Origin of the sequence: Anabaena sp. UHCC 0204 (assembly GCF_009711975.1) — a bacterium.
Lineage (GTDB): Bacteria > Cyanobacteriota > Cyanobacteriia > Cyanobacteriales > Nostocaceae > Dolichospermum.
Map to the genome: position 1 here is coordinate 99688 of NZ_VIKW01000014.1, position 25265 is coordinate 124952.

The following is a 25265-nucleotide window of genomic DNA, read 5'->3' on the forward strand; positions in this document are numbered from 1 at the left end:
TTTACGTTAAACCCACAAATGTGAGCATCATATCTATTAACTTAATAGCAATAAATGGTGTAATCACCCCACCTAAGCCATAAATTAAAATATTTCGTTGGAGAAGTTGATTAGCTGTCAAAGGTCGAAACTTAATTCCCTTTAATGCTAGGGGAATCAAAGCCGGAATAATTAAAGCATTGTAAATCAGCGCCGAGAGAATAGCCGAATTGACGCTGCTTAACTTCATAATATTCAAGCTTCCTAGATTAGCAGCAGTAAACAATACCGGAATAATCGCAAAATATTTAGCAATATCATTAGCGATCGAAAACGTCGTCAACGCCCCACGGGTAATTAACAATTGCTTACCAATACTCACCATATCAATTAATTTGGTAGGATCAGAATCTAAATCCACCATATTCGCAGCTTCTTTAGCCGCTTGTGTTCCCGTATTCATAGCCACACCTACATTAGCCTGAGCTAAAGCAGGAGCATCATTAGTTCCATCCCCAGTCATCGCCACGATTTTTCCTTCAGCCTGTTCCCGTTGAATCACACTGATTTTGTCTTCTGGTGTAGCTTCCGCGATATATTCATCTACTCCAGCTTCTTTAGCAATCACAGAAGCCGTTATCCGGTTATCTCCCGTGAGCATAATTGTCCGCACTCCCATTCGCCGCAGTTGGTCAAATCGTTCACGGATACCCGGTTTAACAATATCCTTGAGATAGATCACACCATAAATTTTGTTATCGAGACAAACAGCTAAAGGTGTACCGCCTTGATGGGAAACTTGTTCGTAAGCAACATCTAATTCTGGGCTATCCTGTCCATGACGCGAAAGCACAAAGCCTTTAATTGCTTCTACTGCACCTTTTCGCACTTCCCTTCCTCCAGGTAAATTAGTGCCACTCATGCGCGTCTTTGCGGAAAATTCTATCCCTTGTGCCTGTTTGCGGTCTAAATCAAAATTAGCACCTAACTTTTCTGCAAGTCGGACAATAGATTTACCCTCTGGAGTATCGTCAAAAATACTAGCAGCCAAGGCCACATTAGCAATTTCTGACATTGAGTGACCATTGATAGGGATAAACTCTTCAGCCAAACGGTTGCCCAGGGTAATTGTCCCTGTTTTGTCGAGAATGAGGGTATTTATATCTCCACAAGCTTCGATCGCTCTTCCAGAGGTAGCAATAACGTTAAATTGGGCAACTCTATCCATACCTGCAATGCCGATGGTACTCAGCAAACCACCAATAGTTGTAGGAATTAGTGCTACCAACAAAGCAATTAAAATGGAGACACTAACAGGACTATTGACATAGTAGGCAAAGGCGGGAAGAGTCGCCACTACCAATAAAAATACTAAGCTTAGAACCGCTAATAATACTGTTAAAGCAATTTCATTAGGTGTTTTGGTGCGTTCTGCTCCTTCTACTAAGGCAATCATCCGGTCAATAAAGCCTTTACCTGGTTCAGCAGTGATGCGAATAATCAGTTCATCGGAAATTATGCGCGTACCACCTGTAACTGAACTAGCAACATCTGAACCTGATTCTTTAAGAACTGGGGCAGATTCGCCCGTAATTGCCGATTCATCCACAGAAGCGACACCCATGATCACTTCACCGTCAGCAGGAATTACATCACCGGAGACTACATAGATGGTATCTCCTGGTTTCAAGCTAGTGGAAGGAACTTCTGTAATTGTGCCGTCAACGGTGATGGTTTTAGCGATCGTTTCTGATTGGGTGGAACGCAAAGTATCAGCTTGGGCTTTACCCCGTCCCTCGGCTATGGCTTCAGCAAAGTTGCTAAATAGAACCGTCAAGAACAAAATTCCAGTTAACAAGCCATTAAACAGATGAGGGTTGTTTTGATTTATCGGTCCAAATAATTCGGGATCAATGGTCACGAAGAAAGTAATAATTGTTCCTATCCAGACCAAAAACATCACCGGATTTTTGATGGCATATTTAGGATGTAGTTTGATAAAAGCATCCCCAATTGACCGGAAATAGAGTCCGTTGTTTGTTACCCGCGTTTTTTTACGTTTCTTGCGCCGATAACGAGAACGGGGCGATTTAGAATTAGAGGTATTTGCGGCTGAGTTCATATATTGATAATTGATAATTGATAATTGACAATAGGTGATTAAGAGAAATATTCTCCTCATCACCTCATTTCTTCTAACTACCAGCGGCGAGTTTAAAACCTTCAGCGATTGGACCTAAAGCTAAAACAGGGAAGAATGTCAAAACTCCTAAAATTAGAGTGACACCAGCGGTAATACCAGTAAATAGTAGAGAATCTGTTTTTAAAGTCCCACGACTTTCGGCACTAGCTTGTTTTTCAGACATACTAGCAGCTAAAAGGATCAGGGCAATCATGGGGATATAACGCCCTGCAAAAATACTGACACTTGTACTTAAATTCCACCATAAAGTATCATTATTCAATCCCTCTAGGCCAGAACCATTATTTGCTGCGGCTGAGGCGTATTCATAAACTACTTGGGAAATACCATGAAATCCTGGGTTACTAATTCCTGATAGAGATATAGGATAAGCTAAAGCTACAGCACTGGGAATTAAAATCATCATTGGATGAATTAACAGCACTACACTAGCAAGAACAATTTCTCGTTTCTCAATTTTGCGCCCAAAAATTTCCGGGGTGCGCCCTACCATCAAACCGGTAAGAAAAACGGTGAGAATCAAATAAATAAAGAGATAAGCCGTTCCTACTCCCTGTCCACCCCAAATTATTTGTAAAAATAGGTTGAATAAGGTAGAAAATATGCCATTGGGCATGAGAGAATCGTGCATTCCGTTGACAGCACCGCACATGGTGGCGGTAGTTGCAATTGCCCATAATGCAGTTTGCGCCCAGTCAAATCTGACTTCTTTACCTTCAAGATTAGGTAATTCTAATCGCAAAGCATTGTTAATCAGGGGATTTCCTTGCAATTCTCCTATGGCTGTAACTCCAATCAGGAAAACAAAGATGATAAACACCATCCAAAATAATAGCCAGCTTTGTTTAAGGTTATTGGCAAATATGCCGTAGGTGTAAATTAGAGAGGTGGGAATGGCCAACATAGCAATGATTTCGATTAAGTTAGAAGCGCCATTGGGATTTTCAAAAGGGTGAGCGGAGTTAGCTGCGAAAAAGCCACCGCCATTTTCCCCTAACATTTTGATCATTTCCCAAGATGCTACTGGACCTCTAGCTATGTACTGAATTCTCCCTTCTAAGGTTTCTACTACGAGAGTTTCGGCTAAAGTTTGGGGTACACCTGAAATAATCAGAGCGATCGCCCCAATAATAGATAAAGGTAGTAATATCCTCGTGATAGCACGGGTAAAATCAACATAAAAATTTCCTAGTTTTCTCCCTGTCAACCCGCGGATAAAGGCTATTCCCACCACTAAACCACTAGCCGCTGAAGTAAACATCAAAAAGCCTAAAGCTGATGTTTGACTAAAATAACTAAAGGTGTTTTCTCCCGCGTAGTGCTGTTGATTGGTATTGGTCAGGAAGGAAAGAGTAGTATGTAGTAATAAATCCCATCTTATCCTCCCTAGTTTATTGGGATTCCAGGGTAGAAATTCCTGATAATAGAGGAGAGCATAAACCATACCACCCATAATTAAATTGCTGAATAGCAAGGCGCGGATATACTGCCAGCTACTCATATCATTTTTTTTACCCACACCTCCTAAAATGTAAATTATTGCCTCTATTGGCTTCATAACAGGATCAAGTATTGTCCTTTCTCCTAAAAAAACGCGGGCTATGTATTTTCCCAGTCTTGGGGTAATGACTATGACAATACACAGCGTTAAAGCAATTTGTAAAAAACCTTGTCCCATGTAATTTATACTCTATTCAACTCAAGTTCTAGCCAGTCAATACTCAACAATCATGTCTAAATTAGTAGTAAATTGAATTTTTAGCAATTAGATAATTTTTATACCATCTCAATTCATCAACATGGTATCGTTTTATCTGAATCTAGCTAAATATTTTATCCAGTATATTTTTAATTTATTTAACTACAGATCAAATATAGTTTACTATTCAATAAAAATATGCTTTTAATTATAGTTAAGTCTACGTAGGTATATATAATTATCTAGTTATTGGTAGATTTTAGAAATAAACTAATTACCCCAACTGACGATAAACTGCAAACAAGCAATCATTATATTGCTTTTCAACCTCAAGATTTGTAAACGCCCAGGCGACTTTGTATGGCTTTTGATATTCTCCTAATATATTGATCCGGTGACAAATATCAGGAATTTTGGTCAAATATCTGTGATTTAATGGGAAATCACAAGCAAATATACCTTTAACCCTTTGTGTCGCACCTGTAGTATATTTATATTGAATCATAATTGCTACACAGTAGGTATCCTCTGATGTATGCAGAACTTGAACTAACCCATCATGACTGATATTTACTAGATGATCAGGTAATTTCAAGCCTTCGCTAGTATCTAAAGGTATATTTTGAGATTTTACCCAGTCGAGAATTTCCTGAGATTTTGCCAGTGCTAACCTTTTTTGATAAAAATATTTAATATCAACAATTGAACTAATTATCCAATATACTACTTGTACCGATAGTAATACAAATCCGCTGAATATTCTTTGTAATTTATACATTTTAGTTATGATTAATATGATTAAACACTATGATTACACAATATATAATATATCTTGATGCTTGTTGTTTAAATCGTCCATTTGATGATCAAACGCAATCTCGTATTTATTTAGAAGCACAGGCAGTTATGACAATTCTGAGTCAATGTCAATCAGGGACTTGGAAACTCATCAATAGTAGTGCTTTAATCGCTGAATTAAACCAAACACCTGATATAGAAAGATTACAAAACATCAAAAAATTACTCTTTATTGCTAAAATTAAAGTTATTAATAACGCCTTCATTGAAAGCAGATCCGCTGAACTCCAAAAATTAGGATTCTCCAGCTATGATGCCACCCACATTGCCAGTGCTGAAAGAAGTCAGGCAGATATATTTTTGACAACAGATGATAGACTTATCAAAAAATATCAAAAATATTCTCAATTAATTAACGTCAAAACTAATAACCCTGTGCAATGGCTGGCAGAAGTAATACAAGCAGAGGAAAGTAATGATGAAAACCCAAAATGAAATTATCAAACAAGGCTATGATGCCTTAATTAATTCTCTGGGAGTTGCTGATACTATTCGGTTTATTCAATATTTTCATCCTGGTGAGGGAGACTATACAAAAGAACGTCATCAATGGCTAGATGAAAAAACTTTGGAAGATGTATTTATGGAAATAAAACAATTACCGGAAGACGATTTAAATCAATATGACGAAATTATTGAATAGTTCAACTCTTGCACTAAGGAACTAAACCACCTACGATTTTAATCATAGGCTAATAGTTAAAGTCCACTCAAGTGGACTAAAAAACAATCTTTAGTCTACTAAAGTAGACTTGAGCTATTAGACAGGGAATTAATTCCCTGGTATATTCATGATTGTTAATCCGATTACATTATGAATGTAATCAAAAACTATGTAAATTACTCTCAGAATATCCAACACCAACAAATGCAGGAGTAGATGTAGCTTGCTTATCACTCAATTCTAGCAAAGCTTCATTACAACGTTCCGCAATTTCTGGATATTTATTAGCATACCATCCCAGTGGTGTGACAATACAAGGATCACTAATATCAAAACCCAACTTAATGAGTTCTTCAGTTTCTTTAATTGCCAGATTGAAGATAGCATTAAGGTCTACAAATGGTTCAGACATATTTAAAACCTTTCTATTATTCTTGTGCTAGTCGCTGAACATAAGCGATAATTTCTGCTTTATTTATTATAGCTGATGGAGGAACAAGCCAACTAGGATAAAGATATACTTTCCGAGCTAACTGACGAGTTTTTCTACTATCTACTGATGTACCCCAACGATCTGGATAAATAAACCAACGGGTACTTAACCTACTAGGAGAAATAGCACCCCATGACATTCCATTAACTAAACAAAACCAAATAATAGCAGCAGGTGGATTTACCCATTGCTTACTTTCTACCTCTCCACACATCCAACCTTGATAACCAAAAGGTAGGATTCTTGGATTTTCCACTAAACCAGAAACACTCTTGACTGAGATCCAAAATAGCTGACGCTGATTATCACTGCTATATATTGGAATATCTTCATCAGTACCAAATTCTGTTATTCTTGATTCACCAGCATTGATACCACGATTTATTAACCCTTTACGAACTATTTCAACTGCCCGTTTTCCTTCAGCTAAGAACTTTTCCCAATCGGATGAAGACATAATAATATTTAATTAATTCAGCAAAAACAACATCATTTTATCTTACCAATGAATGAGACTATTTCCATCTTCTCTTTTTTCTCCGGGTCAGGTTTACTCGATTTAGGCTTTGAAACCACAGGTTATAAAATCGCCTATGTCAACGAAATCTTCCCCCCTTTCATGTCCGCATATCGCTATTCACGGGAAAAACTCAACCTCCCACAACCTGAATATGGATATCATGAAGGTGAAGCCGCAGACGTAAGTAAATTAATAGCAGGAATACCAGCAAAAAGATTAAATGAATTAGTCAAAGATTCCCGTAAATCAAATCATATAATTGGCTTTATTGGTGGTCCACCCTGTCCAGATTTTTCTATTGGTGGCAAAAACAAAGGACATTTAGGTGATAATGGTAAACTCTCATCTGCTTATATTGAATTAATTTGTCAAAACTTACCAGATTTCTTTTTATTTGAAAATGTCAAAGGTTTGTGGAGAACAACAAAACACCGTTTATTTTTTGAAGAACTAAAAATCAAATTACAAAAATCTGGTTATATCTTAACAGAACGTTTAATTAATTCAATTGAATACGCTGTACCTCAAGATAGAGATAGAATTATTTTACTTGGCTTTAAAGATAATTTTCTCAAAGACATGAAAATCAAAGATGATTTTACCTTTCCTTGGGAAAAATATATTTTATATCCTCAAAATCAAGTGTTTACTTATCCTTGGAATAAGTGCGAACCATTTCAAGAAGATTCTATAATTCCTTGTCCTGAAAATATTCCTCAACAACTCACCGTTGAATATTGGTTTAGAAAAAATAACGTCCTAAATCATCCTAATGCTAAACACCATTTTCAACCAAGAGCAGGTAAAATTAAATTTGCTACTATTGCCGAAGGAGATGATTCTAAAAAGTCATTTAAACGTCTCCATAGATGGCGTTATTCTCCCACGGCTTGTTATGGTAATAACGAAGTACATTTACATCCTTACAAAATTAGACGTATTTCTGTAGCGGAAGCATTAGCTATTCAATCTTTACCTGCTAATTTTTCACTACCAGAAAATATGTCACTTACTAATATGTTTAAAACTGTTGGTAATGGTGTTCCATACTTAGCAGCTAAGGCATTAGCACAAACTATTCTTGACTTTTTAAATACTGACTTGTAAGAATAAGGGCGCACGCCCTGTGCCACTACTGTCTCACTTCTCCTGTATGTGGTTTAATATATAAGAAATACTTTAATTTTCATAAAGTTTAATAAACACTACACCAGAAAAACAAATGATGGCAGCAGACTATCCCAATATTGATATCGCGCCATTTATAGACCACTCTCTGCTGTTACCAATAGCTACGCCAGAGCAGATTAGTCAATGGTGCGACGAAGCATATAGATTTAACTTTGCAGCAGTTTGTGTAAATCCCTGCTATGTCAAGCAAGTAGTAGAGCTACTTCATAACAAAAATCCTCACGTTTGTACGGTAATTGGCTTTCCCAATGGTGCAACGACTTCAGCGGTTAAGTTGTATGAAGCTAAAGAAGCAGTAGACAATGGTGCTACTGAGTTAGATGTAGTCATTAATTTAGGATGGTTAAAAGCCGGTAAAACAGAGGAAGTTCACCGGGAAATTGCTACAATTTGTGAAGAAGCTGGACAGCCTGTAAAGGTGATTCTCGAAACCAACCTGCTCACAGATATGGAAAAACAAATAGCTGCGGAACTTGCCATGGATGCGGGTGCAGCGTTCTTAAAGACCAGTACAGGTTGGAATGGTGGCGCAACTGTAGCAGATGTTAAGCTTTTAAAGGAAATAGCAAAAGATCGGGTAGGAATCAAAGCATCAGGAGGTATTCGCACTCACAACGAAGCCTTAGATTTAATTATGGCTGGTGCTACTCGATTAGGTACATCTCGCGCGATAGATTTACTGCGTCAACGCAATAACCCAGAAAAAGAAATGAGTGAGTAGTCATTTGTTTGTTGTCAGTTGTTTTTCCCTTACTACTGACCACTGACTACTGACTCACCACTGACTAAAAATGAGTAAAACCTACAAAGCAATTGGCATTAATCTCAAAACTCAGGCGATCGGCGAATCAGATAAGATAGTCACAATTTTAACTCATGAATTTGGGTTAATTCGGGCGATCGCTCCGGGAACTCGTAAACAAAACTCCAGCTTGGGCGGGAGAATGGGGATATTTGTCATCAATGAATTACTAATTTCCCCCGGTAGAAATCTCGATAGAATTACTCAAGCTGAAACTATAAAAACTTATTCTGGTCTATCTAAAGATTTAGGTAAATTAGCTGCTAGTCAATATTTAGCTGAAATAGTCTTGTGTCAAGCTTTAAGCGAACAACCCCAAATAGAACTTTATGAATTATTTAATGAACATCTCCAGCGGTTAGAAAGTATCCCCAAAACAGAAATAAAAGCTGTAATTGCTCATCTAGTCCAAGGTGTATTCCACCTTTTAGGATTAGCAGGACTCACCCCCCAAGTAGAATTTTGCGGCTTAACCCAGCGTCTTTTAACTCCAGACTGGACAAATCCCCACTGGCAAGTAGGATTTAGTATTCCCACTGGTGGGATAATTTGCTTAGATGCTTGGAAAAGCTTGCGAAAAAAAATAGAGCAGGAGAAATGGGAAAATGGAGAGACGGAAGCCAGAAAAAACATAAATTTTCCTGATTCCTCAACCTCTAACCCCAGCTATGAAACAGTTTTTCACCAGCAGGAGTTACCAATTATTTCTCGTCGTTTGAATGGGAAAGAACTGCTTATGCTTCAACATCTGTCGGAAACAGAGATAATACAAATAGATTCAGCCGATTATTCTGGCTGGTTATCTGTTGAGCAAATTTTGCGTCAGTATGTCCAGTATCATTTTGGACAACCTATTCGCTCTGCCACTTTGATTGATTCTTATTTTGCCGCTAACCATGATGCAATCGTCTGATTTAGATAGAAAAAGCCGGTCTCTTTCACCTAGCCAAGCTAAAAAAAAGCATACAGCATCAGATCATAATGTTGCTTCTCCACCTAAACTTAGTCATATTCATAATCCAGAAATGTCATCACCGGATGTTTCTCAAGATGAAACTTGTACATCAGAAATAGAATCGGATCAATCATTAAAAATTACACAGACAAATGGCAATATTAATGGCGTTCAAGATGTTTTAACACCAGAAAAGATGCCATTTACAGATGCTGGTGATGGTGGACAAGCCACATCGGAAAAAAATAAACAAGCGGGTTTTTTACCTGTATTAAAAAATCCGAATTTTCTGGCTCTTTGGGCAGGTCAAGTTTTCTGTCAACTAGCAGATAAGGTTTATTTAGTATTAATGATTGCTTTGATTAACAGCCAATTTCAAGCTAGTGATCAGAGTATTAGTGGTTGGGTTTCGGCTTTAATGATGGCATTTACGATTCCAGCAGTTCTCTTTGGTTCTGTAGCCGGGGTTTTTGTAGATCGCTGGTCAAAAAAAGTCGTATTGGTAGCATCAAATATTTGGCGCGGTATTCTGGTTTTGGTAATTCCTCCTCTACTTTGGTTAACCCATGGTTGGCGGCCTGTGGGAGTTTTACCAGTAGGTTTTTTGATTATTTTAGGTGTGACTTTTTTGGTTTCTACCTTAACCCAATTTTTCGCCCCCGCCGAACAATCAGCTATTCCTTTAGTGGTGCGAGAAGAGGATTTGCTTTCGGCTAATTCTCTCTACACAACGACAATGATGGCTTCTTTGATTATAGGTTTTGCCGTAGGTGAACCAGTTTTAGCATTAGCCGATGGACTCTGGTCACAATTAGGTGGTAGTGGTGGACTGGGTAAGGAAATTTTGGTTGGTGGTAGTTATGCGATCGCTGGACTAATATTATTACTACTGCAAACTAAAGAAAAACCCCACCCCCCAGAAACAGAATTTCCTCATGTTTTCTCTGACTTGCGCGACGGGTTTAGTTATCTCAAAGCGAATAATCAACTCCGCAATGCTTTATTACAACTAATTATCTTATTTTCTGTCTTTGCCGCCCTTACTGTTCTCGCAGTTCGCATGGCAGAAATTATTCCTAATCTGAAAGCTTCTCAATTCGGCTTTTTACTAGCATCTGGTGGTGTGGGTATGGCTGGAGGAGCAACAATTCTTGGTCAATTTGGCCAGCGTTTTTCCTATAAACAACTCAGTTTTTGGGGTTGTTTAGGAATGACAGGCTCTTTAATCGGTTTATCTCTATTCACTACCCAACTCTTACCAGTGCTGCTATTCATCGCCCTTATGGGAGTATTTGGCGCTCTAGTCGGTATACCTATGCAAACCGTCATCCAAACCGAAACACCCGCAGCTATGCGAGGTAAAGTCTTTGGACTACAAAATAATGTGATTAATATTGCTCTCTCTCTCCCCTTGGCTTTAGCTGGTGTAGCGGAAACTTTTGTGGGATTAAAAGTAGTATTTTTTACCTTGGCTGCCATCGTCTTATGCGGGGGTCTCTTTACCTGGTATAGCCGAAATCATGATTCAGCAGTTAATCATCAAGAATAAAACTCTGTAGTGGCAGAATTTTGACGATCAATTCAGGTTCTAAGCACTTAGGCAGTTACTATCATTCTAGGAAGTTATCATCTGGTAAATAATCAACAACTGTATCTAACTATCGGCTTTCATGGTAAAATTAGTCCAGCAAGATGTAAAATACTTGCTGGGGATCAACTAAATAATCAGTATCTAAGTTGTGATTAATTTATACAGTTCATAACTTATTAACATTATCAATAAATTTATTTACTGAGTTTCGCCATTACTGTCATTTAAAAACATCTGAGCTTTTGTCATTCACAAAAATTCAGCAATCACAACAGCATAATAAAAACAGTATTGTTTACACTCGCTTTTCTTTCATAGATAACCAAAGAATGCGTATAGCTTGGATTGGAAAAAAAACACCCTTTTGTGGTAACGTCACCTACAGTCGAGAAATTACCAACGGATTGCTAGACAGGGAACATGAGGTTAGTTTTCTCCACTTTACTCAAGAAGAACCAACCAAAGACAATTGGCCTAATTGTCAAGAAGTTCCTTTACCATTTATTTACAAGTCCCAGGTTTACACAATTCCCTCTTTCAAAGCTACTAAAGTTCTGAAAGACTCTCTTAGGGAAATTAAGCCTGATATAGTTCATGCTTCTCTGACTCTATCAACTTTAGATTTTGTCTTACCAGAAATTTGTGAAGAATTAAATTTGCCCCTCATTGCAACTTTTCACACTCCATTTGCAGGGAAAGGCGCAAAATTAATATCTAGTACCCAACTTCTAGCTTATCAACTCTACGCTCCTTTTTTGGATCACTACGATCGCGTCATTATCTTTTCCCAAATTCAGCGGGAATTATTATCAAGCATGGGTGTTGGGGAAAGTAAAATTGCTGTCATTCCTAATGGTGTAGATACTGTCAAATATTCTCCTGGTATTTCCCATATTAAGGCCGAATTTGGGGCAGATCGTTTGTTTGTTTATCAAGGGAGAATTGCTCCAGAGAAAAACGTTGAATCTCTCTTGCGTGCTTGGAAACAATCAGACATGGAACCTAATACCAAATTACTGATTGTCGGTGATGGACCATTAAAGCCTTCTTTGGAATCGTTTTATGGGCGAGAATATGGCATCATCTGGTTAGGATTTATCGCTGACGAAAATCGCCGCATCGAAATTTTGCGGGGTGCAGATGTGTTTATTTTACCCTCTTTAGTAGAAGGTTTATCCTTGTCTCTATTAGAGGCTATGTCCTGCGGTTTAGCTTGTTTAGCTACTGATGTTGGTGCAGACGGGGAAGTTTTAGAAAAAGGGGCAGGTGTTGTAATTAATACAAGCAGTGTGCGATCGCAACTCAGAACCCTGTTACCACTATTCCAAGATCATCCAGAGTTAACAACATTGTTGGGAGAAAAAGCCAGAAATCGCGTATTAGAACGTTATACCCTCAGTGATAATATTACTCAACTAGAAGAGCTTTATAGCCAAGTTCTAGCACAACGACCTTTGACACTAAGTTGGGGTAGTTAAGCAGACATTCAACATATTATAATTATGGCTGACACTACTCTATCAGCCAGCCCGATTGAGAATTACTGATCACATCTTTCTCTCTGCTTCTATGGGGGAAAGATTTTTATTGTAGATTTAACTACTAAAATCCCAGTTTTTTATAAATCACATTTAATACATTTTGTCAATTCGTAATTTCTGTTACTTTACAAAATTTAAGATTGCCGTTACATTGCTTTACATAGCAGATAAGTTCATAATAAACATTTTTAACTTATCTCTCAACAGCGACTAATTAACAAATTATCTTGGAGATTCCGACTGTGGCTTTAACTATCCAGTCTGCTCAAACTATTTTTTCTAATACTCAAGTTCCTAGTCCCATTCCCGCAACCATAGCATTATTCGATCAACTTAACGTTGACGATCAACTAGCTTATCTTTGGTATGCTTATACTGAAATGGGTAAGACCATTACTCCCGCAGCACCAGGAGCAGCACGTTTACAACTAGCAGACAGTTTGCTGACTCAAATTAAGCAAATGACACGCGAAGATCAAACCAAAGTCATGCGGGATTTAGCCAGCCGTGCTGATACTCCTATCAGCCGTTCCTATGGTTTCTTTAGCGTTAATACCAAACTCGCTTTTTGGTATGAGTTAGGAGAATTGATGAAACAGGGAATCGTTACTCCCATTCCAGTTGGTTATCAAATGTCTCCTGGTGTAAGATTTGTGTTAGAAGCTACACAAAAGCTTGATCAAGGTCAGCAAATTACCGTATTACGGAATACCGTAGTAAATATGGGCTTTGATACTTCTGAATTAGGTCCAAGCAGTTACCCCAAAGAATCTACAGAACCTGCTTTCCAACGGACAACCCCAGTTATTTCCTCAGTTAAAATTGACGGGATTACAGAACCCGCTGTATTAGGCTACATTGAAGCCATGAATGCAGATAAATTTGATGATGCGATCGCCCTATTCACTAACGACGGTGCGCTACAACCACCATTTCAAAAGCCAATTGTAGGACCAGAAGCGATCGCTAAATATATGCGTGAAGAAGCACAAGGACTTAACATGATGCCACAACAAGGTATTTGTGAAGTTCAACCAGACGGTTCTAAGCAACTAAAAATCACAGGGATAGTGCAAACTCCTTGGTTTGGTGTCACAGTCGGTATGAATATTTCTTGGCGCTTTTTAATCAATCCCGATGGAAAAATCTTCTTTGTAGCCATTGATATGCTTGCATCTCCTCAAGAACTAATGAACCTACGTCGAGTTTAATCAAATCAGGAGGCTGTTAAAAATCAAGTTTGCATTGATATATTTATACAGCCTCCCAATTATAAGAAGAAAACGCCATTGACAACGGATAAAAAACTTGTTATCATAGTATTGACGAGGAAGAACTAGCTCAAGCGCATAAGCAAGCTATGAAGTATCAAGCTAAATGAAAACAGCTATTGAGATCAACAAATTATATGAGTCTAATTACTCACAATGGTTAGAGGAGACAATTGAAAGTCTCAAATCTCGCCAATTAGGGGAGATTGACTATGATAACTTAATAGCAGAATTAGAAGAATTGGCGAAAACCGAAAAAAGACGCGTAAGAAGTTTATTAGAACAAATTATTAGACATTTACTACTTTATCAAAACTGGCATATAGAAAAGCCCAGAAATGCTAACCATTGGGCTGCGGAAATTATTAGTTTTCGTAATCAAATTAATGAAGAATTAACCAGTAACTTACGCAACCATTTAGCAGAAAATATCAATCTCATTTACAGCAATGCCTTAGATTATGTTAAAGCCAAAACCAAACTTACCAACTTACCAGAAATCTGTCCTTACACCTTAGATCAGATTTTAGATAAAAACTGGTTGCCTTCATCTTAAAATCTTACTTTTGTGCCTTTGCATGAAGTAAATTCAATTATGCCCCAAACTCGTAGATTGTTCATAAACCTTCTTCAAAGTATTCACATCACGTGCAGAAATAAGCGGTGGATTGCGAACTTGAGCAAAATACATAGTATCAGTTTCTAGAAGACTATGCCCCCAAATTCCTAAAGCATGGCCAAGTTCATGACGTGCTGCTGATAAGACATAATCACCAGTTTGACTAGGACTCAATAGAATTGTGAAACGGTGAAATAAAATATTATTGAAATTATATAAATCATAACTAGCTAAAGCCGAACGCGCCCTAAGTATTTTCCTATTAGGATCAAGTTGCAAAGGAGGTGCTTTGCGAATAATGATAATATCTGCAATATCAGATGTTTTCACTATCTGCAAAGGTAAATAAATACTCCATTCTTGCACTGCTTCTAAAACACTACTAACCCATAGTTGCGATTGTTTTTCACTAATATTTGTTGGTGTTTCTATCTTCACTTTTATGGGAAAAATTGACCAAATTAAATAGCCAACTTTCGTAGATTTGATTTGATCAAAATAATCACCACTATTTGTTGGATCTTGCCATTGTGCCAAAGTTGGTGGTAAAGAATGGGGTTTTTGGATAATAGGTAGAGAGTTTCTTCCCTGTTCCGGCAAAACCGCATCAACTGGAAAATTACTCAAAATAACTAGCAGTCCTGTACTTATCGCTAAAGTCAGAACTGCTACTTGTAGTGAGCGAAATTGAACTATTAACCGTCGCCAAAATAGTTGATTTTGGGTGATCTTCCCCATGTTCGTTTTCAATTATTTGGGCAACCAGTTAGCACTTAAAACCACAGTTAGACCCAGAAAAACAACCGTTAATGCCCAAGTAACTCGATTTAAAGTATTTTCGGCACTCTTGGTGCTGCTAAATAATTGCGCTTGTCCACCAATAGCACCAATCCCATCACCTTTAGGACTATGCAGCAAGACGAGAACAATTAAACCCAGAGCAGAAAACGCCCAAATACCTTGTACGATGCTAGTAATTGTCATATTAGAAATCTTGATTATAACAAATTTTACACAATTGTAACTAAGAAAACAGTTAACTATCAAAAGTTAACTGTTAACTCAAGTATATTTTACAAACCTACTTGTACAGGAGTACGAGTTAGTTGTACATCATATTCTGCCGCTTTAAGTAATGATCGCCCTGTCATTTCTTCTGGTTGGGATATCTGTAAAATATCCAGAATAGTCGGGGCAATATCGGCTAATTTGCCATCATTTCTCAACCGTACATCTGTACCATATCCAGGAATTTTAGCTTTTTCGCCTTCTACCAAAATTAAAGGAACTGGATTAGTAGTATGCGCTGTCCAAGGATGACCACCTTCATCTAGCATATATTCAGCGTTGCCATGATCAGCCGTAATAATTGCTGTACCACCAGCTTTACCAATAGCGTCAATGAGACGACCTAAGCATTTATCTACTGTTTCAATCGCTGTTACAGTAGCTGGAATTTGTCCCGTATGCCCTACCATGTCTGGGTTAGCATAGTTCATCACAACTAGGGAGTAGATGCCCTTTTTAATAGCAGCGATCGCCACATCTGTTACAGCTTGTGCTGACATTGACGGGGCTTGATCATAAGTCGCTACCATTGGACTACTGACTAATTCCCGGTCTTCTCCCACACAAGGGTCTTCCAGTCCCCCATTAAAGAAATAGGTGACATGAGCGTATTTTTCAGTTTCGGCTGTTCTAAACTGCTTTAAACCACGATTAGCGATAACTTCACCCAGAATATTACTCAGATTTTGCGGCGCAAAAGCCACAGAAACAGGTAATTCTGGATCATACTGGGTAAAAGTTACAAAAGAAAGGGGTTGAATTTTCTCTCTTTCAAACCCGTTGAAAGTGTTACTGACAAAAGCTTGAGTTAGTTCTCTAGCACGGTCGGGGCGGAAATTAAAAAATATGACCCCATCTCCAGATTCTACCGCGCCTGGTTGCAGACGGACTGGAACAATAAACTCATCAGTCACACCTTGAGCGTAAGATGCTTGCAATAGCTCTACAGATGTAAGTCCATTGCCCGCACTATCTGTTGTCATCACATCGTAAGCGCGTTGGACTCGATCCCAACGGTTATCACGATCCATGGCATAATAGCGACCGCTGATAGTGGAGATCGCCCCAATTCCAATATGATCTATATAGTCTTCCAATTGATGAATGACATTAATAGCATCTGTCGGTTTGGTGTCACGGCCATCAGTAATGGCGTGGATACAAACTTGTGAAAGTTGCTGTTCCTTTGCTAAGTCAAGTAGTCCAAATAGATGGGTAATATGGGAATGCACCCCGCCATCAGAACAAAGCCCCACTAGATGTAACTTGCCATTAGCTGAACGGACTTCTTGGCAAATTTTGACAAGGGCTGGATTTGCGGCTAAAGAACCGTCTTCTACAGCATCTGAGATGCGTACCAGTTCTTGGGGTACGACTCGACCAGCGCCAATGTTCAAATGACCAACTTCCGAGTTGCCCATTTGACCTTCTGGCAACCCTACGGCTTTTCCTGATGTGCGAATGAGGGTGTGGGGATAGACTGCCCATAAACTGTCCATAATTGGCGTTTTGGCAGCGGTAATTGCGTTTCCTCGCTTTTCCTCACAGTAGCCCCATCCATCTAGAATGACTAGCACCACAGGAGCAACAGGTGCTTTGGTCATAGTAAAATTGCCCTTTACTTTTTGTAATACTCGAATGATACCATTGCTAACCACCTCTGGAGGTTAAATTCTACTGATTAATTTCTGATTTCTCGCTGGTTATAATGTTCCATCCAATCATAACGGCTTTTGTCGCTACCAGTAAAGATTGTGTAAAAGCAGCATATCCAGTTGGATAGACAGTTTTGATTATTGCTAAATCAATCTGTTTACCCAAGTTCCAGCGAATTTCTAGCGGACGCTGATTGCTAGTATCTTCAGACAAATACGTTGATTTGGCAATTGCATTCTCCAAAATATCTTTTGTATTGTCTAAATCCTCTAAATTTTTCAGTTCTTCCAACTCTACACCTAAAATAGTTGAAACAGTCTGAGTATCAGCCAGCAACCACGTCTCGAAATTTCTAATTGCTAAACCTCCAGCAGAGCGATCGCTAATTGCTTTTTCGTTAATATCTAAATGATTATCACGAATTTTATTTAAAGCTCGTTCCAAATCAATTTGTCTTTGCTCTAGTTTATCATCTGCATCAACCACAATGAGGATCATATCTATCTCTTCTGGCTTCCATAAAATAACAATTTGTGCTAGATATTTAGGATCTAAAATAGAGTGTCCAGTTCGTAAAGTAAGTTTTTGCCTTTCTTTAAATGATGGATGTCTTTGGATAAAATCACAATCAGGCAATCCAGCATTTTCTAGTTCGCGTCTAATTAAAGTATGCAGTGCGCCTTCATTTGTTCTTTCAATTACTTTCCCGCCATCTTCTGGTTTAATATAAGGAATACTTGCGCCCAATTCTGCTTCCCCTTCAGCAATTAGTCCAATCCGAATTCGACGGCTCATTCTGGATTGCCTCCAAACACATTTGTAAACCAAAGTTCACCCAATGCCCCATCATAAGCTTCTAAAGCTTTTTGAAACCGGACAGAATCTATGGGTAATTGATGAACTTGAGTTTTACCTTCTTTGTCTAACTCAACAGCACGCACTTGATGGGGTTCAACATAATTTAACAACACAGGAGAATGGGTTGTAATTAAAACCTGCACAGGTTTTCCAGTTATTCCTTCGGTGGAAACAATTTTTAGCAACTCCATCATTTTGTGCAGTAACCAAGGATGAACTCCATTTTCTATTTCTTCAAAGCAAATAATACTTGGAGTATTTTCTTGATACAGTGCAGTTAGAAAAGCCAAAATTCTTAATGTTCCATCTGATATATCAGATGCAGGAATATGATGTTCTGAATATCTATCAACCAATTCTAGTGAAAAGGTTTGATTCTCTCCACGAGGCAATACAATTTTTTTTATATTAGGAACAAGCTTTGTTAAACGCTCTTGCAATTCATCGAAACCTTCACGATTCGCCAGCAAAATATCAAGTAAAGCATAGGCAATTCCTTGACCATTTTTGTCCATCTTGCCATTTGATAGAGTTGTAATAGAGATAGCAATTGGAGCAAAATCGTAAATATTAACTCTTCTTAGGGCATTATATAGGGGAGAATCTAGAAATTGATTAGAAACTAAAAATTCTCTTAATGGGCTTGTATATCTATCTACTATAGTATTAGTATTTTCAATATTTTTTAATTCAACAACTTGCTCAGAATAATCAAAATAAACTCCTAATTCAACAATATTTTCAGATTTTTTAGAAAAATTTTCTGCTGACGGAAGGGTGCTAATCTGAAATCTAAAAAAGTCTGGTTTTCCATGCCAAAATTTAGATTCAATGCTCTGCTCATTCTTAAGTACAACTTCTAAAGACTCTGAAAAACGACGTATAATTCTCTTATGATCTGTATTAATTACCAGCCTTTGAATAAAATCAGACAATACAGCCAAAGCTTCACAAATATTAGATTTACCAGAACCATTAGGACCAATGAATACAGTCAGTGGTTCTAAATCCACTTCTGTATCAAAAAGGCTTTTGTAGTGTTGAATTCTTAGTTTAGATAACATCTGTTTGAAAGTAAATTAGCTCTTGCGTTGTTTTTATGGTGACTTGAGGATTGATTATAACATTAGATATATTATACGCACTGTTAGACACATTTTTAATAATTGCCTATTATAGCACCAAGTGCTATACTTTAGTTAAAGGAAACTAATATGGCAATGGCAATCTACAAAACCCGATGGTTTAACCGTTGGGCAAAAGATCAGAAGTTAAATGATTCTAGTCTGTGTAATGCTGTTACAGAAATGGTAGCAGGTCTTTACGAAGCAGATATAGGAGGTGGACTATTTAAAAAACGCATTGCCCGTTCTGGAAAAGGAAAGAGGGCTGGTTTCCGTACATTGGTTGCTACTAACAAGGAAGATAGCTGGTTTTTTGTGTTTGGGTTTCCAAAAAACGAGCGTAGCAATATTGATCAGGATGAAAAAGAAGCCTTGAAAAAACTGTCATCAGAACTGCTGTCTTTAACAGCAGAGGCTATTGAAACAGCAAAATTGAAAGATGAATTAATAGAGGTAATCTGTAATGAGGAAAAAGAAGTCAGCTATTCTTGAGGCTGTTCACGAAACTGCCATAGGACTATACAAGGCTGGTGTAATGAGTCAAGTTACGTTACGCGAATTTGATAGCTTGTGTTTACCTCCAATTGAACCGCTAGAACCTCAACAAATTAAGCAACTTCGTGAATCTTTTAATGTAAGCCAATCTGTGTTTGCTGCTATTTTAAACATCAGTTCATCAACTGTTCAAAAATGGGAAATTGGGCAAAAACGACCTACAGGCGCGGCTCTTAAATTACTGCATTTAGTCCGTGAAAAAGGGTTGGAAAGTTTAATTTATTAATCTAACCTGATAACCTAATTGCCAAATAAGTAAGAAATTGCGGTTTCCAACAGCCAGAATAATCTTTATTTAATCAGCAAGAAAAATAATAATGGTACAATCAGCCCTAAAACTAATCACAGTTAATGAATTTATTACTCAGTATGGCGACAATGAGAGCTATGAACTTATTGATGGGGAATTAATAGAGATGGAACCAACAGGACCTCATGAACAGGTATCATCTTTAATTGGGCGAAAACTGAATGTAGAAATTGATCATCAAGACTTACCATACTTTATCCCCCATCGCTGCTTGATCAAATTATTGGGAACAAACACAGCCTTTCGTCCCGATGTGATCGTATTAGACCAAACCCAATTAATCAATGAACCATTATGGCAACGAGAACCTGTAATTACATCAGGAAAATCAATTAAACTAATTGCTGAAGTCGTCAGTACAAACTGGCAAAATGATTATGCTCGCAAAATTGAAGATTACGCCCTATTAGCTGTTCCTGAATATTGGATTGTAGATTATTTAGGCATTGGTGGTAGAGAATATCTTGGCAAAATCAAGCAGCCAACAGTGACAATTTGTAAATTAGTAGAAGACGAGTATCAAAAGCGATTGTTTCAAAACAATGATCAACTCGTTTCCTCAATTTTTCCCAACTTGCAACTAACAGCAAAACAAGTCTTTGCGTCCGGGAGTGTTGTGGCTATGTAATTTCTCTTGTAATACTAATTTTACCTGAGACTGCACAGAATAATAATCATCCATATTTATCTGTGTTTATCTGCGTTTATCTGCGGTCAATAATTCTTAAAAAATAGGTGACAGAAAGCCAGAATCACAATCAGTCACCCATCTGCCAATATTACTTATTTCTGCTTTGCTCCAGCCTTTGCAGCTTTCGCAGCTTTTTTCGCAGCTTTTTCGGCTTCTGCTGCGGCTAACTTAGCTTGTTCTTTTTCTTCAGCAATCTTATCCAGATAATAGTGATAATCTCCTAAATAAACGCGGAATTCACCATCACGAATTTCGACAATTTTGTTAGCTACTTGAGAGATAAAATAACGGTCATGGGAAACTACGATCGCTGTACCGTCATAGTTTTGTAAAGCCTCTTCCATCATTTCCTTTGCAGGAATATCTAAGTGGTTGGTAGGCTCATCTAGAATGATTAAATTGGCAGGACGTAAAAGCATTTTTGCTAATGCTAACCGAGCTTTTTCACCCCCACTTAATGCCCCAACTTTCTTAAATACGGTATCACCAGTAAAGAGGAATCTTCCTAACAGTGTGCGGACTTCTTCATTTGTCCAATCAGGAACTTCATCATGAATAGTTTCCATGACGGTTTTATTTAAATCTAACGCTTCCGCTTGGTTTTGCTCAAAGTAACCAGGAATAACGTTGTGATCACCTAATTTAACAGTCCCTTCTGTAGGTGGTTCAGCACCCATAATGATTTTTAACAGTGTAGACTTACCTGCACCATTAGGACCAAGGAATGCAATTCTATCTCCTCTTTCTACTAGAAGATTGGCTGATAAAAACAGAATTTTATCCCCATAAATATGGGTAAAATCTTTAATTTCTACCACTTCTCTACCGCTACGACTGGCATCCGGAAAGCGGAAATGTAGCGTTCTCATTCCTCCCGTAGGTGCTTGGATGCGTTCGATTTTATCTAGTTGCTTTTCTCTACTTTTTGCTTGGGTACTGCGGGTAGCACTGGCGCGGAATTTATCTACAAATGCTTGTTGTTTTTCTAGTTCTTTTTGCTGACGTTCATAAGCATTCAGTTGTGCTGATTGATTTTCGGCTTTTTGTTGGAGGTAAGCAGAATAGTTCCCAAGATATGTACTAGAAACACCCCTTTCAGTTTCCACAATTTGGTTACAGAGTCGGTCAAGAAATTCCCGGTCATGGGAAACTATTACCATTGGGGTAGTTAAACCTCTCAAGTAATTTTCTAACCATTCGATAGTTTCTAAATCTAAGTGGTTTGTCGGTTCATCCAGTAGTAATAAGTCGGGTTTTTGCAGGAGAATTTTCCCTAAACTCATCCGCATTTGCCAACCACCGGAAAAGGCACTAACTAGGCGATCGCTATCTTCTAGTTGAAATCCCATTTCTGGTAAAATTTTACCGATGCGAGCGTCTAAACCATATCCGTCTAAAGCTTCAAACTGACGCTGCAACCGATCTAACTGATGTATTAGTTCATCTAACTCTTCTGGATTAGCACTTTCCATCTCGTGGGGTATCCGAGATAAAGCCATCTGCACTTCATTAGCTTCTTTAAATACAGTCCAAAATTCTTCTCTGACTGTACGGGTCGGGTCAACCTCAAACTCTTGGTTAAGATAAGCTATGTGTAAGCTGGCAGGGCGAATAATTTCCCCAGCAGTGGGTTCAATCTCCCCAGAGATAATTTTTAATTGGGTGGATTTTCCCGCACCGTTAACGCCAACTAAACCAATGCGATCACCTGGTTTGACTTCCCAGTTGATATCTTTAAGAATTTCGCCTGTAGGATAAATTTTACTGATATGTTCTAGTCGCAGCATGAAGCGTCTCGTAGGTAGAGGATAGTGGGGCAAAGCTAACGCCGTATACAATCTTAACAAAATTTAACGCCATATTTACAAATTTTTGACTATAAAAATAAATTCTCTCCTAGACAAGTCGTAACTGATAGCAATTTTCGTCAAATATAGAATCTATTCTTAAATTTCCTCTAGGGCATCTGGGTAATCATAAAAAATATGTAGTAAATTTACATAAAAAATTCTCTCCCCACCCATATTTTGCCTTTATTTTTTCAGCGATCGCTAATCAGCATTACAGATAACAATTAAGACATTATTTAAACTATTAGCTATAGTAGCTTTTTCGCATTTTCTGTTTATTATGCTCTTTTTTGATTAAATAATTTATTTATCAGCAATTATAGCTGCTATCTTTTCTTTTATTTGTTTAATGCTTACTGATTCTCAATTTATTTGTCATTTAATCAATAAACTCATTCTAAATTTGATTGAGTATTGAGATAGCAAGGTAACAATAATTAACATCTCAAATTAATAAAAATAGCCGAAAATATATCCTGCCAGGTTGACAATTTCTACCGTTATATTATAAAGAATTATCTTGGTGAACCCGGATAGTCGTTAGAAAGGAAACTATGCACATAGTTATTCTCGTTCTAGTTGAGGTACTAATTGTTATTGGACTGTCACGACTTGTAGGATTGGGATTTAAATCAATTAAACAACCATTGGTAATTGGTGAGATTTTTGCTGGCATCATGCTAGGTCCATCATTATTGGGTTTAATTGCCCCCCATCTGGCAACTAACCTGTTTCCACCAGAAACAATGCCTTTTTTGAATGTTTTATCGCAAATAGGGCTAATATTTTTCATGTTTCTGATTGGTTTGGAATTAAATCCCAAATATCTGAGGAATAACTTAAAAACTGCTATTTTCATTTCCAATCTCAGCATCATCATTCCCTTTGCTTCCGCATTTGTTTTATCTTTACTGCTTTATCCTTTAGTTGCTCATAACAATGTCAACTTTATTCCTTTTGCCTTATTCTTCGGTGCAGCCATGTCAATTACTGCCTTTCCTGTATTGGCAAGAATTATTACCGAAAATAACTTACAGGGAACTCGTTTAGGATCATTAGCCTTAACTTGTGCAGCAGTGGATGATATCACAGCCTGGTGTATTTTAGCCGTAGCGATCGCTGTTGCTCGTCATGGTGATATGGATCAACAAGCTATTTTCATCATTATTAAAAGCCTGATTTATATGGGCTTTATGTTCACAGTTGGACGATGGTTTCTTCAACTTCTTAGCACTTATCATCGCCGGGCTGGCCGATTAAGTCAACTTCTTCTAGCTGTAATTTATATGGGAGTTGTTGCTTCTGCCTTAATCACTGAATTTATCGGCATTCATCTCATTTTTGGCGCATTCTTATTAGGAGCAGTCATGCCAAAAGATGCAGAATTAGTCAGAGAATTAGCTGTCAAAACTGAAGATTTTGTCCTCATATTTCTTTTACCAATATTCTTTGCCTACAGTGGTTTAAAAACAGATATTACTCTCCTGGACCGTCCTAAATTGTGGCTATTATCTGCCTTAATTTTATTATTAGCGATCGCAGGTAAATTTATTGGTGCTTATGTAGCTGCTCGCCTTAGTGGCATTAATAAAAAAGAAGCTTCAGCCATTGGTTGGTTAATGAATACTCGCGGTTTAACTGAATTAATCGTCTTGAATATTGGATTAGAGTTAAACGTCATTACACCTTTACTTTTTACCATGTTAGTAATTATGGCTTTGGTGACAACATTTATGACTTCACCATTGCTGGAATTGACATATCCTAAACGCCTAATCAGATTAGATGTCATTGAACCAGAAGCAGAAAAACCACCAAAAACAACACCAGAAATTCACGAACCTTACATTAATCAATATCGAATTTTAGTCCCAGTCGCTAATCCTAGTACACAAAAGGGTCTGTTACAATTAGCCACAGCGATCGCTATCAACTACCGACAACCTGCTATTGTTTATCCCCTCAGCTTAATTGAACTGGAAGAAAACTATGGCTTTGAGAATACCCCCACCGAAGCCAACCGACTCATTACCGAACGTCGTCAAAAACTAGAAGAATTAATTAATACCCTAGAACCACCAGAAACCCGATCCTATATCCATCCTATCGTCCGCATATCTAGCAATGTCGCTAGAGAAACAGCGCAGATAGCCAAAATTGAACAACCAGATTTAGTTCTCGTTGGCTGGCATCGTCCAGCTTTTAGCAACAATCGTTTAGGGGGAAGAGTCGGACAAATTCTCAGCACCGCACCAGTAGATGTAGCCGTATTTATAGATAAAGGTGGCAATCTTCTCCAAAGTTTATTAGTTCCTTACTCTGGGAACATTCATGACGATTTAGCACTAATTATTGCGTTGAGAATGCTGATTAACTGTGATATTTGTATGTTACAAGTTTTACAGGTATTTACAAGTGATTATATTCAAGACGAATTAAGTTACGAACTGAACGCCATGATTGAGCAATTACCGAGAAGTGTACGCGATCGCATTGAAATCAAAACCGTTACATCCCCAGAACCAATGAAAACCGTAGTTGCAGCCTCGGAAAATGTTGATCTCACTATTATCGGTACAAGTCGCGTTTGGGGAATTGAACGCCAAACACTAGGAAGATACACAGATCAACTCGCTATCCAATGTCGTTCTTCACTAATCATTACCCGTCGCTACAGTCAAGTTACCTCACATCTTGCTTCCCTTCTACCAGCAGTTAATACCCCAGAAGCAATTTGTAATTCATAATTTTTGCCAATTCCTCTTTA

At 37.9% G+C, this 25265-nt stretch carries 24 protein-coding genes; 13 read left to right on the forward strand and 11 right to left on the reverse strand.

The annotated features are described in order from the left end of the window. Position 1: 1 nt before the first annotated feature. The 3 genes from kdpB to FJR04_RS13650 form a co-directional block, all read right to left on the reverse strand. The gene (kdpB, locus tag FJR04_RS13640) at positions 2-2101 is read right to left on the reverse strand and encodes a potassium-transporting ATPase subunit KdpB (protein ID WP_168495589.1); all 2100 of its coding nucleotides are present in this window, start codon (positions 2099-2101) and stop codon (positions 2-4) included. Positions 2102-2174: 73 nt separating this feature from the next. Next, complete coding sequence (gene kdpA / locus FJR04_RS13645; RefSeq protein WP_168495591.1) at positions 2175-3860, reverse strand: potassium-transporting ATPase subunit KdpA; 1686 nt, start codon at positions 3858-3860, stop codon at positions 2175-2177. Between the two features lie 295 nt (positions 3861-4155). Then, a complete protein-coding gene (locus FJR04_RS13650; RefSeq protein ID WP_168495593.1) occupies positions 4156-4659 on the reverse strand; it encodes a hypothetical protein in 504 nt (167 codons plus the stop codon). A 29-nt stretch (positions 4660-4688) separates the two neighbouring features. Here FJR04_RS13650 and FJR04_RS13655 point away from each other — a divergent pair, with 29 nt between their 5' ends. Continuing rightward, positions 4689-5174, forward strand: a complete 486-nt coding sequence (locus tag FJR04_RS13655) for a type II toxin-antitoxin system VapC family toxin (RefSeq protein ID WP_168495595.1) — start codon at positions 4689-4691, stop codon at positions 5172-5174. Next, positions 5158-5382: a hypothetical protein gene (locus tag FJR04_RS13660; protein WP_168495642.1), complete on the forward strand. Its 225-nt coding sequence runs from the start codon at positions 5158-5160 to the stop codon at positions 5380-5382. The genes FJR04_RS13655 and FJR04_RS13660 overlap by 17 nt, the downstream gene beginning before the upstream one ends. Before the next feature lie 181 nt (positions 5383-5563). Here the strand turns inward: FJR04_RS13660 and FJR04_RS13665 are convergent, their stop codons facing one another. Next, complete coding sequence (locus FJR04_RS13665; protein WP_254445284.1) at positions 5564-5815, reverse strand: hypothetical protein; 252 nt, start codon at positions 5813-5815, stop codon at positions 5564-5566. A 16-nt stretch (positions 5816-5831) separates the two neighbouring features. Further along, positions 5832-6353, reverse strand: a complete 522-nt coding sequence (locus FJR04_RS13670) for a hypothetical protein (protein ID WP_168495597.1) — start codon at positions 6351-6353, stop codon at positions 5832-5834. 48 nt (positions 6354-6401) lie between these two features. On the opposite strand from FJR04_RS13670, the gene FJR04_RS13675 reads away from it, so the two are divergent. From FJR04_RS13675 to FJR04_RS13705, 7 genes are all read left to right on the forward strand, one after another. Next, entirely contained in the window at positions 6402-7523 is a 1122-nt protein-coding gene (locus FJR04_RS13675) for a DNA cytosine methyltransferase (protein ID WP_168495599.1), read from the forward strand. Positions 7524-7641: 118 nt separating this feature from the next. After that, complete coding sequence (gene deoC / locus FJR04_RS13680; protein WP_168495646.1) at positions 7642-8328, forward strand: deoxyribose-phosphate aldolase; 687 nt, start codon at positions 7642-7644, stop codon at positions 8326-8328. Between the two features lie 70 nt (positions 8329-8398). After that, positions 8399-9322, forward strand: a complete 924-nt coding sequence (gene recO, locus FJR04_RS13685) for a DNA repair protein RecO (RefSeq protein ID WP_168495601.1) — start codon at positions 8399-8401, stop codon at positions 9320-9322. Continuing rightward, entirely contained in the window at positions 9306-10913 is a 1608-nt protein-coding gene (locus tag FJR04_RS13690) for an MFS transporter (protein WP_168495603.1), read from the forward strand. The genes recO and FJR04_RS13690 overlap by 17 nt, the downstream gene beginning before the upstream one ends. A 371-nt stretch (positions 10914-11284) precedes the next feature. Beyond that, on the forward strand, positions 11285-12433 hold the full coding sequence (locus FJR04_RS13695; RefSeq protein WP_168495605.1) for a glycosyltransferase family 4 protein: 1149 nt from the start codon (positions 11285-11287) through the stop codon (positions 12431-12433). Between the two features lie 305 nt (positions 12434-12738). Next, positions 12739-13707 carry an orange carotenoid protein N-terminal domain-containing protein gene (locus FJR04_RS13700; protein WP_168495607.1) on the forward strand — a complete coding sequence of 323 codons (969 nt, stop codon included), beginning with the start codon at positions 12739-12741 and terminating at the stop codon, positions 13705-13707. Positions 13708-13873: 166 nt separating this feature from the next. Beyond that, complete coding sequence (locus tag FJR04_RS13705; protein ID WP_168495609.1) at positions 13874-14323, forward strand: DUF29 domain-containing protein; 450 nt, start codon at positions 13874-13876, stop codon at positions 14321-14323. Between the two features lie 33 nt (positions 14324-14356). Here FJR04_RS13705 and FJR04_RS13710 read toward each other — a convergent pair whose 3' ends face one another. The 5 genes from FJR04_RS13710 to FJR04_RS13730 all read right to left on the reverse strand — a co-directional run bounded on the left by FJR04_RS13710 (position 14357) and on the right by FJR04_RS13730 (position 19032). Beyond that, positions 14357-15124 (reverse strand): peptidase, encoded by a 768-nt coding sequence (locus FJR04_RS13710; RefSeq protein WP_168495611.1) that lies wholly within the window; start codon positions 15122-15124, stop codon positions 14357-14359. Positions 15125-15136: 12 nt separating this feature from the next. After that, on the reverse strand, positions 15137-15370 hold the full coding sequence (secG, locus tag FJR04_RS13715) for a preprotein translocase subunit SecG (protein WP_168495613.1): 234 nt from the start codon (positions 15368-15370) through the stop codon (positions 15137-15139). Between the two features lie 89 nt (positions 15371-15459). Then, positions 15460-17058 (reverse strand): 2,3-bisphosphoglycerate-independent phosphoglycerate mutase, encoded by a 1599-nt coding sequence (gene gpmI, locus FJR04_RS13720; RefSeq protein WP_168495615.1) that lies wholly within the window; start codon positions 17056-17058, stop codon positions 15460-15462. Between the two features lie 70 nt (positions 17059-17128). After that, a complete protein-coding gene (locus FJR04_RS13725; protein WP_168495618.1) occupies positions 17129-17905 on the reverse strand; it encodes a hypothetical protein in 777 nt (258 codons plus the stop codon). After that, positions 17902-19032, reverse strand: a complete 1131-nt coding sequence (locus tag FJR04_RS13730) for an AAA family ATPase (protein WP_168495620.1) — start codon at positions 19030-19032, stop codon at positions 17902-17904. Before FJR04_RS13730 ends, FJR04_RS13725 begins: the two co-directional genes overlap by 4 nt. 150 nt (positions 19033-19182) lie before the next feature. Between FJR04_RS13730 and FJR04_RS13735 the strand changes: the two genes are divergently transcribed. The 3 genes from FJR04_RS13735 (at position 19183) to FJR04_RS13745 (ending at position 20585) form a co-directional block, all read left to right on the forward strand. Continuing rightward, positions 19183-19584 carry a type II toxin-antitoxin system RelE/ParE family toxin gene (locus FJR04_RS13735; RefSeq protein WP_254445285.1) on the forward strand — a complete coding sequence of 134 codons (402 nt, stop codon included), beginning with the start codon at positions 19183-19185 and terminating at the stop codon, positions 19582-19584. Continuing rightward, complete coding sequence (locus tag FJR04_RS13740; protein WP_015079248.1) at positions 19556-19873, forward strand: DNA-binding transcriptional regulator; 318 nt, start codon at positions 19556-19558, stop codon at positions 19871-19873. The genes FJR04_RS13735 and FJR04_RS13740 overlap by 29 nt, the downstream gene beginning before the upstream one ends. 91 nt (positions 19874-19964) lie before the next feature. Next, positions 19965-20585 (forward strand): Uma2 family endonuclease, encoded by a 621-nt coding sequence (locus tag FJR04_RS13745; RefSeq protein WP_168495622.1) that lies wholly within the window; start codon positions 19965-19967, stop codon positions 20583-20585. Between the two features lie 155 nt (positions 20586-20740). Here the strand turns inward: FJR04_RS13745 and FJR04_RS13750 are convergent, their stop codons facing one another. Beyond that, positions 20741-22435 (reverse strand): ABC-F family ATP-binding cassette domain-containing protein, encoded by a 1695-nt coding sequence (locus FJR04_RS13750; protein ID WP_168495624.1) that lies wholly within the window; start codon positions 22433-22435, stop codon positions 20741-20743. A gap of 617 nt (positions 22436-23052) precedes the next feature. Here FJR04_RS13750 and FJR04_RS13755 point away from each other — a divergent pair. Continuing rightward, entirely contained in the window at positions 23053-25245 is a 2193-nt protein-coding gene (locus tag FJR04_RS13755; protein ID WP_168495626.1) for a cation:proton antiporter, read from the forward strand. Positions 25246-25265: the final 20 nt, after the last annotated feature.

Bases quoted from the DNA above. Each gene is read 5' to 3' on its own strand.
- kdpB (WP_168495589.1), bottom strand. From the start codon at position 2,101: ATGAACTCAGCCGCAAATACCTCTAATTCTAAATCGCCCCGTTCTCGT.
- kdpA (WP_168495591.1), bottom strand. From the start codon at position 3,860: ATGGGACAAGGTTTTTTACAAATTGCTTTAACGCTGTGTATTGTCATA.
- FJR04_RS13650 (WP_168495593.1), bottom strand. From the start codon at position 4,659: ATGTATAAATTACAAAGAATATTCAGCGGATTTGTATTACTATCGGTA.
- FJR04_RS13655 (WP_168495595.1), top strand. From the start codon at position 4,689: ATGATTACACAATATATAATATATCTTGATGCTTGTTGTTTAAATCGT.
- FJR04_RS13660 (WP_168495642.1), top strand. From the start codon at position 5,158: ATGAAAACCCAAAATGAAATTATCAAACAAGGCTATGATGCCTTAATT.
- FJR04_RS13665 (WP_254445284.1), bottom strand. From the start codon at position 5,815: ATGTCTGAACCATTTGTAGACCTTAATGCTATCTTCAATCTGGCAATT.
- FJR04_RS13670 (WP_168495597.1), bottom strand. From the start codon at position 6,353: ATGTCTTCATCCGATTGGGAAAAGTTCTTAGCTGAAGGAAAACGGGCA.
- FJR04_RS13675 (WP_168495599.1), top strand. From the start codon at position 6,402: ATGAATGAGACTATTTCCATCTTCTCTTTTTTCTCCGGGTCAGGTTTA.
- deoC (WP_168495646.1), top strand. From the start codon at position 7,642: ATGGCAGCAGACTATCCCAATATTGATATCGCGCCATTTATAGACCAC.
- recO (WP_168495601.1), top strand. From the start codon at position 8,399: ATGAGTAAAACCTACAAAGCAATTGGCATTAATCTCAAAACTCAGGCG.
- FJR04_RS13690 (WP_168495603.1), top strand. From the start codon at position 9,306: ATGATGCAATCGTCTGATTTAGATAGAAAAAGCCGGTCTCTTTCACCT.
- FJR04_RS13695 (WP_168495605.1), top strand. From the start codon at position 11,285: ATGCGTATAGCTTGGATTGGAAAAAAAACACCCTTTTGTGGTAACGTC.
- FJR04_RS13705 (WP_168495609.1), top strand. From the start codon at position 13,874: ATGAAAACAGCTATTGAGATCAACAAATTATATGAGTCTAATTACTCA.
- FJR04_RS13710 (WP_168495611.1), bottom strand. From the start codon at position 15,124: ATGGGGAAGATCACCCAAAATCAACTATTTTGGCGACGGTTAATAGTT.
- secG (WP_168495613.1), bottom strand. From the start codon at position 15,370: ATGACAATTACTAGCATCGTACAAGGTATTTGGGCGTTTTCTGCTCTG.
- gpmI (WP_168495615.1), bottom strand. From the start codon at position 17,058: ATGACCAAAGCACCTGTTGCTCCTGTGGTGCTAGTCATTCTAGATGGA.
- FJR04_RS13725 (WP_168495618.1), bottom strand. From the start codon at position 17,905: ATGAGCCGTCGAATTCGGATTGGACTAATTGCTGAAGGGGAAGCAGAA.
- FJR04_RS13730 (WP_168495620.1), bottom strand. From the start codon at position 19,032: ATGTTATCTAAACTAAGAATTCAACACTACAAAAGCCTTTTTGATACA.
- FJR04_RS13735 (WP_254445285.1), top strand. From the start codon at position 19,183: ATGGCAATGGCAATCTACAAAACCCGATGGTTTAACCGTTGGGCAAAA.
- FJR04_RS13740 (WP_015079248.1), top strand. From the start codon at position 19,556: ATGAGGAAAAAGAAGTCAGCTATTCTTGAGGCTGTTCACGAAACTGCC.
- FJR04_RS13745 (WP_168495622.1), top strand. From the start codon at position 19,965: ATGGTACAATCAGCCCTAAAACTAATCACAGTTAATGAATTTATTACT.
- FJR04_RS13750 (WP_168495624.1), bottom strand. From the start codon at position 22,435: ATGCTGCGACTAGAACATATCAGTAAAATTTATCCTACAGGCGAAATT.
- FJR04_RS13755 (WP_168495626.1), top strand. From the start codon at position 23,053: ATGCACATAGTTATTCTCGTTCTAGTTGAGGTACTAATTGTTATTGGA.